This window comes from Granulibacter bethesdensis (assembly GCF_001889545.1).
In the GTDB taxonomy this organism is placed as follows: Bacteria; Pseudomonadota; Alphaproteobacteria; order Acetobacterales; family Acetobacteraceae; genus Granulibacter; species Granulibacter bethesdensis_B.
The window spans coordinates 750,719-767,122 of the sequence record NZ_CP018194.1 but is presented as its reverse complement, the minus strand read 5'-3'; the positions used below and the strand labels follow the sequence as shown (position 1 = coordinate 767,122).

The following is a 16,404-nucleotide window of genomic DNA, read 5'->3' as shown; positions in this document are numbered from 1 at the left end:
CATGTCAAGACAAGGGTTTTTACACGCCGTTCGTGGTGAGATCATTTCTGTTTCTCATCATCCCCAACAACATGGCAGTGCTGCCATCCGCCATGATCCTGATGGCATGCTGGTGTTTGAGAACGGCATCATCATTGCACGTGGCCCCTATGCCATCGTCGCAGAACAATTTTCTGATGTTCCGGTCACGCATTATCCGGGCAAGCTCATCATTCCGGGACTGATCGACACCCATGTTCACTACCCGCAGACAGGGTGCATTGCTTCCCACGGATCGCAGCTTCTGGAATGGCTCAACCGCTATGTTTTTCCGGAGGAAATGAAGTTTTCAGATCCTGCCTACGCACAATCCTCGGCAGAGTTTTTTCTGGATGAGCTTCTGCGCAACGGCACCACCACGGCGCTGGTTTTTGCCACAGTGCATGCGACCTCGGTCAATGCCCTGTTTGCAGCCGCCAGCACACGCAACATGCGGATCATCTCCGGCAAAGTTCTGATGGATCTCGGCCCGGAGCATCTGCATGATACGGTCGAGACCGCCCGTGATGACACGCACAGGCTGATCAAACGGTGGCATGGCTGCAACCGGCTCGGTTACGCCATCGTGCCACGCTATGCACTGTCCTGCACGGATGCCCAGTTGCATCTTGCTGCCGATCTGCTGGGGACCTATCCCGATGCGCTGTTTCACACGCATCTGGCCGAGAACGTAGCCGAATGCTCCGCTGTGGCGGAGCGGTTTCCACCAGAGGCAGGATATCGGGATTATCTGGACGTTTATGCACGGTTCGGCCTGCTGACGGCCCGATCCGTTTTCGCGCATGGTGTGCAACTCGATGCCCGCGCCTTTCAGGCGCTGGCCGAGGCACAGGCCGGTATTGCGTTCTGTCCGACATCCAACAGTTTTCTCGGCTCCGGCCTGTTCGATCTGCAACAGGCAGAGGAGCACGGTGTTGGCATCGGTCTCGGCACGGATATCGGAGCGGGCACGAGCTTCTCCCTGCTGCATACGATGGGCGCGGCCTATCAGACCGGCCAGTTGCGCGGCACCAGCCTCGATCCTTTCACAGCACTTTATCTGGCGACGGCTGGGGGCGCCTCCATTCTCGGCCTGCGCGACCGGATCGGCGCACTGGAAGAAGGACAGGAGGCCGATTTCGTAGTGCTCGATCCAGCCGCAACCCCTCTGCTGGCCCGCCGCACACAAGGCCACTCAGCGGGAGGACATTCGCTGGCAGATCGTCTGTTTGCCCTGCAAATTCTGGGCGATGACCGTGCCGTGGTGGAAACATATATTGCCGGGCGCCCCTCCCGGCCCGGTCAGGCGGCCTCGCTGGCCAGCACGTGAAAAAAGCTGCCGCTGACCCGCCCGCGTATCCCTCCTGACAGGCCGAGCGCCCGCCCTTCCGCATCTGACAAACGCGCCAGAGGAGCATCACTACCGGGATCGATCACCCGCGCATAATGGAATTCATGCCCCCGCAGCACCGCTCCCTGCGACCCAAGCACGCAAGTATCCTCCAGAATAGCCTGCCTGTATCCAAGATTGAGCCGCCGTTGCCGGAAACTGGTAACATGCGACAGCAGAGAGAGCATGGGGTGGATCATACCCTCCGCATCTTCCAGACCGGCCCCGAGCACCATGTAGCCACCACACTCGCCATGCACCGTCCCCTGCTCCGCCGCCCGGAGCATGCCGGTCCTGAAGCGGGAGGCCGCGGCCAGCCGTGCTGCATGCAGCTCCGGATAGCCACCGGGCAGCCAGACCGCATCACACCCCTCAGGAGGCGGCTGATCGGCCAGCGGTGAGAAACAAACGATCTCCGCCCCATCCCTGCGCCATCCAGCCAGCATATGCGGGTAGGCAAAGCTGAACGCATCGTCCCAGGCCAGTGCAATCCTTTGTCCCGGAGGCGGAAGCGGAGGCACCGAATCCTCTCGGGGGGGCAAAATAACCGGAACGGCTGCGGACAGGATCGCCTCCAGATCAAACGAGGCCTCTGCAACACTGGCCAACGCCTCGAACAAGGACGGTAATGTGCCATGCTCCCGTGCCTGCACCAGCCCCAGATGCCGCTCAGGCAGGGAAGGCACAGCCCCGCGCCGCACGGTTCCCAGCAGCGGCAACCCGGCACGCTGCATGGAATGCGCCACGCCCCCTGCATGGCGGTCACTGGCAAGGTTATTGGCAATCACCCCCGCCAGACGCACCGCGGGATCGTGCGTGGCAAATCCCCGGGCCACCGCCGCAGCACTTTGCGACTGTCCACTGACATCCAGCACCAGCAGAACCGGCACCCCGAACCGGGCAGCAAGATCAGACGCCGCCCCCATCCGTCCCGGCTGGCTGCCGCCGCCATCGAACAATCCCATGGAAGCCTCGATCAGGATCAGGTCGGTCTCTACGGCCATCTCCGTCCAGATTGCATCCAGCGCGACCGGCGGCATCGCCCAGCTATCCAGATTAAAACAGGGCAACCCCACCGCTTCGGCATGAAAGGCCGGGTCAATATAGTCCGGACCGTTCTTCGCGATCCGCACCCGCACCCCACGCTGACGCAAGGCCAGAGCAAGGGCCAGCGTCACGGTCGTCTTGCCGGAGCCTGATTTCGGCGCGGCCACCATCAGTGCTTTTGTCACCGTCATGAAAGCCGCTCCCGGCGCGGTCTGTCCTGCACACCATGATCCTTTTTCATCGCGCCGACCTTCTGACACGTCATGGCGATGTGCAAGGCGCGGTTTCGCGTTACACTCGATGCTGTGACCTCATCCCCTTCCCTCCGGCGCGGATGGACCACCGGCGCCTGCGCCACCGCGGCGGCCCGTGCGGCCTTCTCGGCGCTTCACACCGGGCATTTTCCCGATCCGGTGGAAATATGCCTGCCCGGAGGAGCGCGACCGCTTTTCGCGCTGGCTGATCATCGGATCATGACGGAAACCCCCGATGGCATCGCCGCCATGGCCGGCGTAATCAAGGATGCCGGAGATGATCCCGATGTCACGCATGGCGCCATGATCCGCGCCACCGTGCGCAGCCTGCCGGACAAGGCCGGGCTGGTGTTCCGCGCCGGGGCGGGCGTCGGCACCATCACCCGTCCCGGCCTGCCGCTGCCCCCCGGTGAACCCGCCATCAATCCGGTTCCCCGCCAGATGATCACCCAGGCCATTACCGAGGAAGCCGCGATCCTTGGATGCGCACCCTCCGCCAGTATCGAGATTTCCATTGACCATGGCAGTGCGCTGGCAGAGCGCACACTGAACGGGCGTCTCGGCATCGTCGGTGGCTTATCGGTGCTGGGAACGACCGGGATCGTGGTGCCATTTTCCTGCTCGGCCTGGATCGACAGCATCCATCGCGGCATCGATGTGGCCCGCGCCAGCGGTCTCCGTCATATTGCGGGCAGCACCGGCCATGCCTCGGAACAGGCGGTGAAAAAACTGCACGCCCTGCCCGATACCGCGCTGATCGAAATGGGAGATTTCGTCGGCGGCATGTTGAAATATCTCCGCCGCCATTCTGTGCCGCGCCTGTCCATTGCGGGGGGGATTGCGAAAATCACCAAGCTGGCACAGGGAAGACTCGATCTGCACTCGCGGCGAGGACATGTGGATATGGAGGCGCTGGGCAGTCTGGTCAGCACGATGGGGGGCAGTCCGGCACTTGCCGCACAGCTTGCCGCCGCGAATACCACGCCCGAAGCATTTGTCATCGCCGCCCATGAAGGCTTTCCGCTGGGCGATACCATGGCATGTCGCGCATGGGAAACTGCGGCCAGTCAGTTGCAAGGCACCGGGATCATGCTGGATGTGCTGATCTTCAGCCGGGACGGCCAGTTGATGGGGCGCCACGAACAGGATTGCTGAGCCGGTTACGGCTGCCCGCCCCGGAAACGCCGACGATAATCGGTGTCATACAGCGCACTGTTCTGAAAATCCTCTTCTCCCAGCGCCGGACCGACCAGAATCAGGGCGGTGCGTTCCTCCGCCCCCGCCTCCACCAGCGCCACGATGGTGGCAAGCGTGCCACGATACAGGGCTTCCTCCGGCCAGCTTGCCCGCGCCGCCACGCAGACCGGGCAGTCCGCGCCATAAAAAGGCAACAGCCGAGCAACGACATCGCGCAAAACATGCACGGCCAGATGGATCGCCAGCGTTGCCCCGGTCGCAGCGAAGGCTTCCAGCGTTTCGCGTGACGGCATGGAGGAGGCACGGCCAGAGACACGCGTCAGCACCACGCTCTGCGCCACGCCCGGGAGTGTCAGTTCCCGCCCGATTGCCGCTGATGCAGCGGCAAAGGCCGGAACGCCCGGCGTGAAGCTGGTGGGAATACCCATCTGTTCCAGCCGCCTGCGCTGCTCCGCCACCGCGCTGTAGATCGACAGATCACCGGAATGCAGACGCGCGACATCCAGCCCGCGCTCATGCGCGGAGCGGCAATGCGCCATGATCCCCTCCAGATCGAGCGATGCCGTATCAATGATCTCCGCTCCGGGTGGGCAATGTTCCAACAGGGCTGCCGGAATGATTGATCCGGCATAGAGACAGACCGGACAGGAAGCGATCAGATCGCGCCCGCGCACTGTCATCAGATCAGCCGCCCCCGGTCCTGCCCCGATGAAGTGAACCGTCATGCCATCCCCTCTGTTGCCGATGCCGCCGCCAGCGCACAGGACACGCCATCAGCCGCGATACGTGGCAGGATCAAGTGTGCCAGCGGTCCCGCTGCCGCCAGTGCGGCCGCCTCCGCCACCGAGGCCAGACCGGTTGTCCGTAATGCCGCCGCCGAGCGGGTCACACAGCGATGCTGTACATCCTGCAAAGCCGCCATGCTTATCACCTGTACCGGATAACCAAGCCGCGTCAGCGCTTCCATCAACCCATCCGCTCCGGTGCGGAATTCCGGGATCGCCACCATGCTGAAAGGCGCCGTCTGCGCCGCCTGATACAGCAGCGCGATCACCGCCTCTGCTGCACAGAGCGGGCGGCAGCCGAGCCCTGCCACAACCCGCCTTCCCTCACTCATGAAACGGCTTCTGCCAGACCCATTGCGTCACCGTCATAGCGGGACGAAACGCATGCAGTCGTCCCACCGCACCCACCGTCGCAATCGAAAGCCGCGTCAATCTGCCACCATGGGTCTGATATATCCCGGCCAGCAGAGCCTCCGTCTCCAGCGTCACGGCATTGACCACCAGCCGCCCGCCGGAGCGCAGTTCTGCCTGACAGAAGGCAATCACCGCAGCGGAACAGCCTCCACCGATGAAAACCGCATCCGGCACAGGCAGGCCATCCAGTGCCTCCGGCGCACGCCCTTCGATCATGCTCAGGCGCGGCACGCCGAGTTGATGAGCATTCTGCCGCCCACGCTGCGCCCGCACCGTATCAGCCTCGATACCGATTGCCCGCATGGATGGATGATGTCGCAACCACTCGATCGCGATCGAGCCGGACCCGCATCCGATATCCCACAGCAATTCTCCCCGATGCGGAGACAATGCCGCCAGTGTCGCCGCACGCACATCCTGCTTGGTGATCTGCCCGTCATGCGCGAACCATGCATCCGGCAGGCCGGCACTCAATGGAAGAACACGCGCCGTCTGGTCTGCAACCACCTCAACCGCCAACATGTTCAGCGGCGCGATATCAGAGAAGCTGAAGGTCTGCGCTTCACTGTTACGAATGCGCTCCTCATTCCCGCCCAGCGCCTCCATCAGCCAGAGAGTGCTTGAGCCAAAGCCGCGCCGTGTCATCTCGCCGGCCACAAGCGCAGGTGTCGAAGCGTCTGCCGACAGAATCAGAATCCGACCGCCCGGCTGAAGAAACGGATGCAATGTCTCCAGAGGACGTCCGCATAAAGACACTGTTTCCGTCTCCGCTTCCGCCCAGCCGAGCGCGGAGCGCGCCAGAGACAGGCAGGATGGCACAGGAATGCAGAACCATTCCTCCCGCAACAGAGTGTCCGTCAGCCATGGACCGATCCCGTAGGAAAACGGATCCCCCGAGGCCAGCACAGCCACTTTTCGTCCCCGTTTCTCCATCAATGCAGGCAGGGACGATGACAGCGGGCTGGACCATGGAATACCGGTATCCCCGATCAGCGAAGCCGCCAATGCCAGATGACGGGTGCCACCATAGACATGGTCAGCCTCCGCCAGCCATTGCCTGGCCCGCTTGCTCAACCCCTCGACACCATTCTCGCCGATGCCCAGTATGCCGAGCCATGCTGTCCGGCCTGCGGGCGCACTCACGGCGAATTCTCTTTATGCATGTTCCATCCGATCCGACACGCTGCCTGATACTGGGTGGCACCAGCGAAGCCTCCGCCCTCGCACGCCTGCTGGCAGGCGATGAGCGGTTTGCGCCACTGCTTTCCTTTGCCGGACGCACACGCTCCCCTGTTCTGCCACCAATCCCCTGCCGCACCGGAGGATTTGGCGGTGCCAGCGGACTGGCCGCGATGCTGGAACAGGAAAGCATGCATGCGCTGATCGACGCGACCCATCCTTTCGCCGCCCGCATCTCCGCCAATGCAGCTCAGGCAATCGCGATGCGGCCTTTGCCGTTTCTTGGCATCGTCAGACCGGCATGGCAGCCGGTTACAGGCGATCACTGGCAAATGGTGGACTCGCTCGAAGAAGCCGCCACTGCGCTCGGCATGATCCCGCGCCGGATTTTTTTGACGATCGGTCGGCAGGAACTGGCGCCTTTTCGCGCCTGTCCCTGGCATCACTATGTCATTCGCAGCGTCGATGCGCCCGAGCCGCATCACCTGCCGCCACAAGCGACTGTTCTGACGGCGCGCGGCCCGTTTGCAACGGATGATGACATTGCCCTGCTGCGCCTGCATCGGATTGACGGTATCGTGACCAAAAATGCCGGTGGGAGCGCAACAGAAGCAAAACTCGCCGCATGTCGCGCGCTCGGCCTGCCCGTCTGGATGGTGCGCAGACCGGTGATGACACCTCCCTCCCATACCGTCACCACCGCAGAGGAAGCCATGCACTGGCTGGAGAGGCTGCATCATGAGCGCGTAACCGAGCGCGGGGCATAAACCCAGTGTTCACCGTTTGATTTCGTGATCAAACGCGTTGCTTCCGTGCAGATCAGCACAAGAGTCCGCATATCAGCCAAAGCCGCTTTGGCTTCCCGCAAGGGGCGGACAAGCAGTTTTTCATCGGGACGTGTGACGGCACGGGCGAAAATCACCGGGACCTCGCCCGGCAATAACGCCCGCAGCAGATCGAACGCTTGATCCAGTTGCCATGGACGCGCGGCGGAGACCGGGTTGTAGAGGGCCATGGCAAAACCAGCCTCTGCCGCCGCACGCAGGCGGTGCAGCAGCAGATCCCACGGCTTCAGATTATCCGACAGCGACAGGACGCAGAAATCATGGCCCAGCGGCGCACCGGCCCGCGCCGCCGCGGCGAGGCAGGCGGAAATGCCGGGCACGACTTCGATATCCAGACCAGTCCAGGCCGGATCGCCATTTTCCACTGCCTCGAACACTGCGCTGGCCATGCCGAACACACCCGCATCACCGCCAGAGACCACCGCCACACATCTTCCCGCCTGTGCCATGGCCAGCGCATGGCGAGCACGGGCCAGCTCTTCCCGGTTATCACTGGGATGAAGGCTCAGGCCCAGCCTTGCCGGAACACGGGCCACATAAGGATGATAGCCAACGACATCCGTTGCCAGTGCCAGCCATCGCGTGGCATCGGGCGTCAACAGCCCGTCACTGCCCGGCCCCAGCCCGATAATCCTGATCCAGCCCGCCATCGACGTTTTCCTAACGCGGTCCTTGCCGCCCCGGCACCAGAACGATGGAAAAATACGGAGCCTCTTCCTGCGTCAGGGCATGGAGCGCACAAATCCGCTCCCCTTCCATCGTGCCACGCTCGACATAGAGCGCACGTTCCGACAACCCGGCCCGTTCCAGCGCCATCCGGATTTTCGGCAGATTACGGCCTACTTTCATGATCACTGCCGCATCGCAACTGTGCAGCCGTGCCGTAAGCGTTTCCACATCCAGCGTGCCGGGCAACACGGAAAGCACGTCATCACCATGCAGCATCGGCACGCCGGCCTGCGTCCAGCAACCGCTCATTCCCGTCACGCCGGGAATCACCCGCGTCGGATACGCGCCGCCCAGCCGGTCGAACAGATACATGGAAGAACCATAGAAAAACGGATCGCCCTCGCAGAGCAGCGCAACATCCCGCCCATTATCAAGAACATTGGCGACACGCCGGGCGGCCTCATCATAGAATTGCGTGATACCTTCCGCATAACGCGGATCACGCAGTGCGATCTCGGTCGTGTAAGGATATTCGAGCCGTATTTCCTCGATGGCAGGGTGCAGATGCGGCCCGGCAATGCCGCGTGCATGTCCGCTGCGCCCGCGTTTTGCGAAAAAGGCAATCGCATCCACGCATCCCAGCAACCGGGCCGCCTTGAGCGTAATCAGCTCCGGATCGCCCGGCCCCATGCCAACAGTGTAGAGTGTCCCCACATGCCCGGTTGTCATTCTGGCCGTATCATGGAGCGGGATCATTCGATTTCGCTCGCCAGCGCATTGAGCGCCGCTGCCGTCATGGCGCTCCCTCCGCGCCGTCCATGGACCGTCACAAAGGGAATCCTCTCTCCGGAGGGAAGACGATAGGCTGCCAACGCCTGCTTGGATTCCACAGCGCCGACAAAACCCACCGGAATACCGATGATTGCCGCAGGCTTCGGCGCCCCCGCATCCAGCAATTCCAGCAGCCGGAACAGGGCGGTCGGCGCATTCCCGATGGCGACGATCGCCCCCCCCATCTTCCCAATCCACAAATCCAGCGCCGCAGCGGAGCGTGTATTGCCGATCCGGCGCGCCAGTTCAGGAATACCCGGCGCATCAAGCAGGCACAGCACCTCATTCTCGGCTGGCAGGCGTGAGCGGGTCACACCCTGCGCCACCATCTTGGCATCGCACAGAATGGGCGCTCCGCCTCGCAAGGTCTGACGGGCCACCGACACAAGATCACCGCCAAACACGACATCCTGCGCAACATCGACCATGCCGCTGGCATGAATCATCCTCACCACAATCTGCGCCTGGTCCTGCGTAAAACCGGACAGATCAGCCTCGGCGCGAATGGTGGCGAAAGACTGCGCATAGATCGCAGCACCATCTTTCTCGTAATGGTAGCAGGACGTCATGGATCGGCCTTCGTCTGTAACGCGGCCAACACCTGCCGCAAGCTCAGCCCCTGCGCAACCGGCTTATCCAGAGGGCCGCCATCCCGAATGAGATCATAGCCCTGCATGGTTCCCACCAGCGTGAGGCCACGGGGCTCCCGCCCTGCACAGCCTTTGGCACAACCGGACACATGGATATCGGCTCTGCCCAGCGCATCAAACAGACGCAGCGCATCCTCCTGCGTGCGCGCCAGCGTGGCTGCACAGGATGGCGCGCCCGGACAGGCCAGCAGGGTGCGCCGCTGATCCCCGGCGGAGACAATGACGCCCAAACCGGAATCGGTGGCCCGCTCCACAGCCTCCATGCGCGTGATTCCCGTCAGCAACAGACAGCGGAACGGGGAAAGGTAAAGCAGCCCATCCCCTTCCTCGGCAGCCATGGCGGCGATCCGTTCCAGCGTCTCCGCATCCATCTGCCCGAACAAGGGCTGGAGTGACAGCACGCCGTTTTCTTGATCGTATCCCGCCCCCCGGGCAGGTGGCGCAAGCGGAGCAGTTGTGAGCTCCGTCATTCCAGCGCGACGCAGTATTTCTACCGAATCATGCCCGGCCAGTGCCGTGCGCATACGGCCATGAGTCTGGGTAATCAACCATGAGGTCAGGGCGGCGATCCGCTCCGGCACGGCATCGACCGACAGCAGTGCGGCCATGCTGCCGCCATCCAGCGCCACCATGACGGCATCATCCCGCCATGTCAGGCGTATATCGGCCGGCATGGCGGCAATCGGATACGCAGTCTGCACCTCATCCAGACAAAGCCCGTATTTGGGGGGCAATCGGGGAGCCAGTGGCAGCAGCGCAGCCTCTATCGCATCTGCCAGATGGCGCACTGCTTCCCCACAGAGCGGGGGTACGGTGACGATCCGCGCTGCCTCCCGCAGCGGATCGGCAGAGGCCAGACCGGCTTCCACCATGGCATCGGCAAAAGGCTGCACCGTCTCTGCGCGAAAGCCACGGAGTTGCACATTCCCCCGCGAGGTCAATTGGATGACGCCACTCGCCCAAAGCCGGGCTGCCCGTGCCAGAGCATGCGCCGCTGCCACATCCAGACGCGCATGCGGCACCCGGACCCGGAGCAACAGCCCATCTCCTGATTCCATCGGTCGATAAAGGGAGGGGCACCAGCCTCGCCGCGTCACGTCTCCAGAGCCTCCGCACTGTCGGCAGCCAGACTGTTGCGACGGGGACGCCACAGATCACGCCGGATGGCTTCCGCAAAGCGTGCTTTCATGGCCGCATGAGCCGATTCATTGGCCTGCGCCATGAAGGCATCGACTTCACTGTCCTCGATAATGGCGGCATGCAGTGCCTCGAACTGCGCATCCAGCCGCTGCGGCAGCATGGCGGCAAAAGCGAACAGCCCTTCCACACCCCTCGCAATTTCCGCGGCGCCCCGAAAACCGTGCCGCATCATACCGCGCAGCCATACCGGATTGGCGGCACGGCCCCGGACGACGCGCGACAGTTCCTCACTCAGCAACCGCATGCGCGGGGTTCCGGCGGTAGACAGATCAGCATGATATAAAGTCGGAGAAGCCCCCAGCATGGCAGAAGCCGCCGCGAAACCGCCCTCATGCGCCGCGACCTCGGTCGTATCCAGCAAATCGGTTTCGGCGTTGTCCTGCTGGTGCAGGAAGATATCGGCCCCCGCCACACGGGCGGCGAGACCATCCCGATCCTGCCCCGCCGCATGCTGGCCGTAGGCATAGGAAGAGGCATCGAGATAGGCCGCACCGAGTTCATCCCGGCTCTGCCATGCACCCCGGTCGGTCAGAGCCGTCGCCCCCGCGCCATAGCTGCCCGGAGGGGCCCCATAAATACGGACCGGACGCGCCTCCCCGCTTTCCGCCAGAGGATTCCAGCCTTCCGGCTCCTCCAGCGCCGCCACCAGACCGACCGCCATGTCGAACAACGTCATCTGGTCGGCGAAAACATCCCGGAACAAGCCGGAGACACGCAGCGTCACATCCACACGCGGACGGTCCAGCACGGCCAGCGGCACGGTCTCGACCCCCGAGACCCGTGCCGAACCTTCATGCCAGACCGGGCGCACCCCCATCAGCACCAGCCCGAGCGCGAGATCTTCCCCGCCCGTGCGCATCGTGGCACTGCCCCAGAGATCGAGCACCAGACTGCGTGGATACAATCCATGATCGCGCATATGGCGTTCCAGCAGAGCAGCCGCATTCCGCTCCGCCAGCACCCAGGCGGAGCGCGTGGGAACGGCCCGCGGATCAATCGCCGTCAGATTGCGCCCGGTGGGCAGCACATCGGCGCGTCCCCGGCTGGGTGCTCCGGCGGGACCAGGAGGGATGAAACGCCCGTCCAGCGCCGCCAGCAGGGCATGCCGCTCCGCTCCGGCGCAGGCATCCAGCCGTGCGGCAATACCGTCCTTATCCTGCCCGCCCGCCGCATCGGTAACAGAGGTCAGCAGCGCAGCGCGACGCGCCTCATCCTGTGCCCGGCCGAACACATGCAGCCCGTCGCGAATCTGCATGTCCTTCACATCACACAGAAAAGCATCGAGGCGTGCCAGTGCGGTGTCTTCATCCTCCCCGGCGCTGACGCCGCTTTCAGCAAGCAGCCCTGCCGAGGCGGCCCGATCCAGAATCTCCCTCTTCAGCAGCGCCGTGCGGGCACGGTCCAAACCATCAGCCGCCGCATATTCATCGAGCAGTCGTTCGAGCATGCGTGCGTCTCCATGCAGCCCCGCCCGGCCCAAAGGTGGTGTCAGATGGCCGATCAGCACCGCGCCCAGCCGCCGTTTCGCCGCTGCCGCTTCCCCCGGATTATTGACGATGAACGGGTAGATCACCGGCATGCCACCCAGCAATGCAGCCGGGTAGCATGCCTCCGACAGCGCCACTGCCTTGCCCGGCAACCATTCCAGCGTGCCATGCGCGCCGAGATGGATCATCGCATGCACATCCATCCGGCCGCGCAGCCACAGATAGAAGGCAGCATAAGCATGGCGCGGCGGTAAATCCGGATCGTGATAACTGGCCTTGCGATCCAGCCGCTCACCGCGATCCGGCTGCACCGCCATCAGGATATGGCCGCAAAGAATAAAGCGCAGATGGAAATGCCCGTTTATGACGGACGGATCATCCTCCGCGGCACCCCATGCCTGTTCCATACGCAGGCGGGTCGCCTCCGGCAACGTCATGAGCAGGGCCTGATATTCTGATAGGCTCATGATCGGGTCGGGCGACGCAAGGCAAAGCATCCGGGCCAATGTCGCCTCATCGGGCAGTGTTTCGCCCGTCCGATATCCGGCCTCCTTCAGGTCATCGAGCATCGCCCGCAAGCTGGCAATACTGTCGAGACCGACCGCATGCGCCGACTGCCCCTCCGCCCCCGGATAATCGGAGAGAACCACCGCAATACGTCGATCACCCCGCCCCGTCCGGGCCAGACGCGCCCAGCCCAGTGCCCGGTCAGCCGCCAGGACGATACCGGCCTCGTAAGGCATATGCGCCGCAAGGGCCGCGCCATCCTCTGTCACGGTCAGACCGGTATCCTGCTTGAACGACACCACGCCGCCCAGCAATCGGCCATCATATTCCGGCAGCACGACCTGCATCGCCAGATCGGACTGGCTCAACCCCCGCGTCGATTCCTGCCAGGCCGGACAGGTGGACGCGGACAGGACCAGTTGAATCACCGGGGCATCGGCTGCATCCAGTGGCGATGTTCCCTCCTCCCCGATCCGGGCCGAGAAACCGGTTGCATTCAGCACGACATGAGGACGCCACAGGCGCAGATGCTCCGCCACGGACCGGGCACAAGCAGGATTTTTCAGGCTGTCGATGAACACCGCGCTGACACTGAAGCCTCGGGCTTGCAGGGCTTCCGTCATGGCTTCGACCGGCGCCATGTCTCCCGCCAGCCAGTAGGAGCGGTAGAACACCAGAACCGCCCGCAGCCCATCGGCAGCATGATCCCGGTCCTCCCGCCAGATGCCGAAGGGTGGTACCTGCCGGACCGGCCATGCCTCATCAATTCCCTTGCCCGCCAGCGACGCCATCACGTGCAGGGCAGAACAGAGATTCTCCGGACCACCATGCCGACAATACATGTCCAGACGGGTCCAGACCTCTTCCGGCACGGTACTGAGAGCAAGCCATGTGGCTTTCGCCTCCCGGTCCGGCGGCCTGCCATCACCCGGAATGACTGCGAACGGAATCGCGCGGTTCCGGCACAGTGCAGCCAGTTCCTCCAGCCCGTAGCGCCAGTATTCCGCGCCACCCAGCAGACGCAGTAACACGGCACCGGACCCGGCTACGGTCTGCTCCAGATAGAGATCGACCGACATCGGATGACGCAGCCGGGCCAGATTGGCCAGACGTAACGTCGCCTCAGTCTCTACCCATCCGGTCCGGGCCGCGCCGAGATCGCTGTCGGAAAAGGACAGAAACACCACATCGCCCGGCTTCTGGCCCAGCTCCTGCGCATGATCCGCCTGCTCCAGCGACCGTGTTTCCCGGACCAGCAGATGCATCAGGCAGGCACCGTCGCACCCAGACCGCTGTTGATCAGCGATGCCTCGATAGCAGCGCGGTCCAGGCCGGTGCGACCAATGATGACAAGCTGCCCCTGCCGCACCTCCCCCGGCTTCCACAGGCGATCGAAAGACTGGCGGAACCGTGTGCCAACCCCCTGCACCACGCCGCGCATGGGCCTGCCCTGCACCGGGACGAACCCTTTCATCCGCAGAATGTCATGCGCCTCCGCCAACGGACGCAGCAGGACGGCCACATGATCCAGATCAGCCTGTTCTTTCAAAGGAACAACGAAGCTCTCGAAATCATCATGTTCATGCTCGCCATCCACGCTGTCATGATGCGATGGCCGTGCGGAAAGATCGTTCTCCGCCGCAGCCTGCAGGCCGAGCAGAACGGCTGGATCCACCTGTCCCTCTCGGGTGGCGATCACCTTGACCGCACGTGGCAGATGCCGCTCCACCCCTTCCCGCACCGAAGCGAGCGCCGCATCATCCAGCTGGTCAGCCTTGTTCAGCAGCACGAGATCGGCGGCGGAAAGCTGATCCTCGAACACCTCGGCCAGCGGATTGTCATGATCAAGGTTCGGGTCCTCCGCACGCTGCCGAGCCACTTCCTCCGGATCATCGGCAAAGCGTCCGGACGCCACCGCGGGGGCGTCCAGCACCGTGACCACGCCATCTACCGTGACGCGACCTTTGACACCTGGCCAGTTGAACGCTTTCAGCAGCGGCTTCGGCAAAGCGAGGCCGGAGGTTTCAATCAGGATATGCTCGGGGGGCTGGGCACGACCCAGCAATGCCTCGATCGTCGGCAGGAAATCGTCGGCAACAGTGCAGCACAGACAACCATTGGCGAGCTCGACGATATTATCCTCGGTGCAGCCCTCGATGCCGCAGCTTTTCAGCAGATCACCATCAATCCCCAGAGAGCCGAACTCATTGACGATGATGGCAATACGACGCCCGCGCGCAGCGCTCAGCACATGCCGCACCAAAGTCGTTTTGCCCGCGCCGAGAAATCCGGTCACGATGGTCGCGGGAACGGGGGAGGCAATGGCCATGGCTGTTCTTCCTCGCACAGAATACGGTCTTGCAGAAACCGGTCAGGGTGCGCGAACAGATAATCGCCTCCAGACCGCTGGCCTGAAGCGGAAAGACGATCCCGGCGCACCCCGCGCGGTTTCGCGATCCGGACGATGGCAGGTCTCCTGGCTCACGGATCAGACGTATTTCACCCGCCTTCCCAATCCCGTATCCGGGATCAGTGGCGATACGGTGCTCCGGGTTTATTCTCCGGAGCGGACCGGGCAAAACACTCTCCGCCTACAGTTGCGGGGGCAGCCGCGACATCGCACAACCAACGGCCTGGCCGGAGCATGTGCTGGATCGCGTTCCCTTTTCATTTTCCGGCACGGAGATCGGTCCGCACGGAAAAACCATCGTGCAGGGATTTAGGAGCCGCCCCCTGATGAAGTCAAACACGATCATGCCAAATGCGATGGCAACAACACGCTGGCCGCATACGACCCTGATCATCGGCGGCGCACGATCCGGCAAAAGCCGCCATGCCGAGGTGCTGATCACCTCTCTGCCCCCCCCATGGCGCTATATCGCCACTGCGCAAGCCTTCGATGCGGAGATGCGGACACGGATTGCCGCACATCGCGCCGCACGGATCGATGGCTGGGAAACCGTCGAGGCTCCACTGGATATCGCCACCGCCCTGACCGAGCATCCGGAACGCCCCGTGCTGGTAGACTGCCTGACCCTGTGGCTGACCAATCTCATTCTGGGCGAACATGATCTGCCAGCCGCTGCAGAAGCACTTGAAAACGCACTGGCACGCCGCAGCGCCTGCACCATTCTGGTTGCCAATGAGGTCGGGCTGGGCATAGTCCCTGACAACGCACTGGCACGCCGCTTTCGCGATGAGGCCGGATTGCTGAACCAGAGGATCGCGGCAGGCGCGGGCCGTGTGCTGCTGATCGCGGCAGGGTGCGCACTGCCGCTCAAACAGCCTGATGAGGAAAGCCTCCGATGATGGAAACACCGGGAACCGAGACGGAAGAAGAACGCCGCCACCGGGACAAGATGGCCCATCGCAAGGCGGTACAGGATGCCGAGGTTGCCTCCAAGACACAGGAAAAAGGGCTGCTGATCGTCCATACCGGGCCGGGCAAGGGCAAATCGACCGCCGCCTTCGGCCTGATGCTGCGCAGCCTCGGCCGGGGCAAACGCTGTGCCGTGGTGCAGTTCATCAAGGGGGCCTGGTCAACTGGAGAACGCGACGCCCTGACCGTGTTCGGAGACCGCATCGAATGGCACACGATGGGCGAGGGCTTTACGTGGGAAACGCAGGACAAGGCGCGCGACATTGCCGCCTGCCGCCGGGCCTGGGATCAGGCGCTCAGCCTGTTGCAACGCTCCGACATCGACCTGCTGGTGCTGGATGAGCTGAATATCGCCCTGCGCTACGACTATCTTACGCTGGAAGAAGTGTTACAGGGGCTTTCCACCCGCCCCCCTATGCAGCATGTCGTCATCACCGGGCGCAATGCGAAACCCGGTCTGATCGAGGCCGCCGACCTCGTCACTGAAATGACCGCCGTGAAGCATCATTTCTCCGCCGGGGTAAAGGCGCAGGAAGGAATCGAGTTCTGAGC

At 63.3% G+C, this 16,404-nt stretch carries 15 protein-coding genes and 1 riboswitch; of the genes, 5 read left to right on the top strand and 10 right to left on the bottom strand.

Annotation, left to right across the window (positions count from 1 at the left end):
• The first annotated feature begins 1 nt into the window (after position 1).
• A complete protein-coding gene (guaD, locus tag GbCGDNIH8_RS03425; protein WP_072573593.1) occupies positions 2 to 1,348 on the top strand; it encodes a guanine deaminase in 1,347 nt (448 codons plus the stop codon).
• On the opposite strand, the gene GbCGDNIH8_RS03420 is transcribed toward guaD, so the two are convergent.
• Positions 1,321 to 2,646 (bottom strand): cobyrinic acid a,c-diamide synthase CobB, encoded by a 1,326-nt coding sequence (locus tag GbCGDNIH8_RS03420; protein ID WP_072572094.1) that lies wholly within the window; start codon positions 2,644 to 2,646, stop codon positions 1,321 to 1,323. The genes guaD and GbCGDNIH8_RS03420 overlap by 28 nt on opposite strands.
• 72 nt (positions 2,647 to 2,718) lie before the next feature.
• Between GbCGDNIH8_RS03420 and GbCGDNIH8_RS03415 the strand changes: the two genes are divergently transcribed.
• Positions 2,719 to 3,864: a cobalt-precorrin-5B (C(1))-methyltransferase gene (locus GbCGDNIH8_RS03415; protein ID WP_072572093.1), complete on the top strand. Its 1,146-nt coding sequence runs from the start codon at positions 2,719 to 2,721 to the stop codon at positions 3,862 to 3,864.
• Positions 3,865 to 3,869: 5 nt separating this feature from the next.
• On the opposite strand, the gene cobM is transcribed toward GbCGDNIH8_RS03415, so the two are convergent.
• Genes cobM through GbCGDNIH8_RS03400 form a run of 3 tightly spaced genes read right to left on the bottom strand, consistent with a single transcriptional unit; the run spans position 3,870 to position 6,248 of the window.
• Positions 3,870 to 4,631 carry a precorrin-4 C(11)-methyltransferase gene (gene cobM / locus GbCGDNIH8_RS03410; protein ID WP_072572092.1) on the bottom strand — a complete coding sequence of 254 codons (762 nt, stop codon included), beginning with the start codon at positions 4,629 to 4,631 and terminating at the stop codon, positions 3,870 to 3,872.
• Complete coding sequence (locus tag GbCGDNIH8_RS03405; RefSeq protein WP_072572091.1) at positions 4,628 to 5,023, bottom strand: cobalamin biosynthesis protein; 396 nt, start codon at positions 5,021 to 5,023, stop codon at positions 4,628 to 4,630. The genes cobM and GbCGDNIH8_RS03405 overlap by 4 nt, the downstream gene beginning before the upstream one ends.
• The gene (locus tag GbCGDNIH8_RS03400; RefSeq protein WP_072572090.1) at positions 5,016 to 6,248 is read right to left on the bottom strand and encodes a bifunctional cobalt-precorrin-7 (C(5))-methyltransferase/cobalt-precorrin-6B (C(15))-methyltransferase; all 1,233 of its coding nucleotides are present in this window, start codon (positions 6,246 to 6,248) and stop codon (positions 5,016 to 5,018) included. Before GbCGDNIH8_RS03400 ends, GbCGDNIH8_RS03405 begins: the two co-directional genes overlap by 8 nt.
• A gap of 14 nt (positions 6,249 to 6,262) precedes the next feature.
• Here GbCGDNIH8_RS03400 and GbCGDNIH8_RS03395 point away from each other — a divergent pair, with 14 nt between their 5' ends.
• A complete protein-coding gene (locus tag GbCGDNIH8_RS03395) occupies positions 6,263 to 7,051 on the top strand; it encodes a cobalt-precorrin-6A reductase (protein ID WP_072572089.1) in 789 nt (262 codons plus the stop codon).
• Here the strand turns inward: GbCGDNIH8_RS03395 and cobJ are convergent.
• From cobJ to cobW, 6 genes are read right to left on the bottom strand one after another with little or no spacing between them, the layout of a single operon-like run.
• A complete protein-coding gene (gene cobJ, locus GbCGDNIH8_RS03390) occupies positions 7,021 to 7,779 on the bottom strand; it encodes a precorrin-3B C(17)-methyltransferase (protein ID WP_072572088.1) in 759 nt (252 codons plus the stop codon). The two genes, GbCGDNIH8_RS03395 and cobJ, sit on opposite strands and share 31 nt — an antisense overlap.
• A gap of 10 nt (positions 7,780 to 7,789) precedes the next feature.
• Entirely contained in the window at positions 7,790 to 8,554 is a 765-nt protein-coding gene (locus GbCGDNIH8_RS03385) for a precorrin-2 C(20)-methyltransferase (protein ID WP_095206412.1), read from the bottom strand.
• Entirely contained in the window at positions 8,551 to 9,198 is a 648-nt protein-coding gene (locus GbCGDNIH8_RS03380; RefSeq protein ID WP_072572087.1) for a precorrin-8X methylmutase, read from the bottom strand. Before GbCGDNIH8_RS03380 ends, GbCGDNIH8_RS03385 begins: the two co-directional genes overlap by 4 nt.
• Positions 9,195 to 10,337: a hypothetical protein gene (locus GbCGDNIH8_RS03375; protein ID WP_072572086.1), complete on the bottom strand. Its 1,143-nt coding sequence runs from the start codon at positions 10,335 to 10,337 to the stop codon at positions 9,195 to 9,197. Before GbCGDNIH8_RS03375 ends, GbCGDNIH8_RS03380 begins: the two co-directional genes overlap by 4 nt.
• A gap of 35 nt (positions 10,338 to 10,372) precedes the next feature.
• Entirely contained in the window at positions 10,373 to 13,738 is a 3,366-nt protein-coding gene (gene cobN, locus GbCGDNIH8_RS03370) for a cobaltochelatase subunit CobN (RefSeq protein WP_072572085.1), read from the bottom strand.
• Positions 13,738 to 14,802 carry a cobalamin biosynthesis protein CobW gene (gene cobW, locus GbCGDNIH8_RS03365; protein ID WP_072572084.1) on the bottom strand — a complete coding sequence of 355 codons (1,065 nt, stop codon included), beginning with the start codon at positions 14,800 to 14,802 and terminating at the stop codon, positions 13,738 to 13,740. Before cobW ends, cobN begins: the two co-directional genes overlap by 1 nt.
• Positions 14,803 to 14,922: 120 nt before the next feature.
• A riboswitch (cobalamin riboswitch) is annotated at positions 14,923 to 15,197 on the bottom strand.
• 12 nt (positions 15,198 to 15,209) lie between these two features.
• Here cobW and cobU point away from each other — a divergent pair.
• The gene (gene cobU, locus GbCGDNIH8_RS03360) at positions 15,210 to 15,782 is read left to right on the top strand and encodes a bifunctional adenosylcobinamide kinase/adenosylcobinamide-phosphate guanylyltransferase (RefSeq protein ID WP_253736095.1); all 573 of its coding nucleotides are present in this window, start codon (positions 15,210 to 15,212) and stop codon (positions 15,780 to 15,782) included.
• On the top strand, positions 15,779 to 16,402 hold the full coding sequence (cobO, locus tag GbCGDNIH8_RS03355; protein WP_408874687.1) for a cob(I)yrinic acid a,c-diamide adenosyltransferase: 624 nt from the start codon (positions 15,779 to 15,781) through the stop codon (positions 16,400 to 16,402). Before cobU ends, cobO begins: the two co-directional genes overlap by 4 nt.
• Positions 16,403 to 16,404: the final 2 nt, after the last annotated feature.

Bases quoted from the DNA above. Each gene is read 5' to 3' on its own strand.
- GbCGDNIH8_RS03385 (WP_095206412.1), bottom strand. From the start codon at position 8,554: ATGATCCCGCTCCATGATACGGCCAGAATGACAACCGGGCATGTGGGG.
- GbCGDNIH8_RS03420 (WP_072572094.1), bottom strand. From the start codon at position 2,646: ATGACGGTGACAAAAGCACTGATGGTGGCCGCGCCGAAATCAGGCTCC.
- cobN (WP_072572085.1), bottom strand. From the start codon at position 13,738: ATGCATCTGCTGGTCCGGGAAACACGGTCGCTGGAGCAGGCGGATCAT.
- cobJ (WP_072572088.1), bottom strand. From the start codon at position 7,779: ATGGCGGGCTGGATCAGGATTATCGGGCTGGGGCCGGGCAGTGACGGG.
- cobU (WP_253736095.1), top strand. From the start codon at position 15,210: ATGAAGTCAAACACGATCATGCCAAATGCGATGGCAACAACACGCTGG.
- cobW (WP_072572084.1), bottom strand. From the start codon at position 14,802: ATGGCCATTGCCTCCCCCGTTCCCGCGACCATCGTGACCGGATTTCTC.
- GbCGDNIH8_RS03395 (WP_072572089.1), top strand. From the start codon at position 6,263: ATGCATGTTCCATCCGATCCGACACGCTGCCTGATACTGGGTGGCACC.
- GbCGDNIH8_RS03380 (WP_072572087.1), bottom strand. From the start codon at position 9,198: ATGACGTCCTGCTACCATTACGAGAAAGATGGTGCTGCGATCTATGCG.
- GbCGDNIH8_RS03415 (WP_072572093.1), top strand. From the start codon at position 2,719: ATGGCGATGTGCAAGGCGCGGTTTCGCGTTACACTCGATGCTGTGACC.
- GbCGDNIH8_RS03375 (WP_072572086.1), bottom strand. From the start codon at position 10,337: ATGGAATCAGGAGATGGGCTGTTGCTCCGGGTCCGGGTGCCGCATGCG.
- cobM (WP_072572092.1), bottom strand. From the start codon at position 4,631: ATGACGGTTCACTTCATCGGGGCAGGACCGGGGGCGGCTGATCTGATG.
- GbCGDNIH8_RS03405 (WP_072572091.1), bottom strand. From the start codon at position 5,023: ATGAGTGAGGGAAGGCGGGTTGTGGCAGGGCTCGGCTGCCGCCCGCTC.
- cobO (WP_408874687.1), top strand. From the start codon at position 15,779: ATGATGGAAACACCGGGAACCGAGACGGAAGAAGAACGCCGCCACCGG.
- guaD (WP_072573593.1), top strand. From the start codon at position 2: ATGTCAAGACAAGGGTTTTTACACGCCGTTCGTGGTGAGATCATTTCT.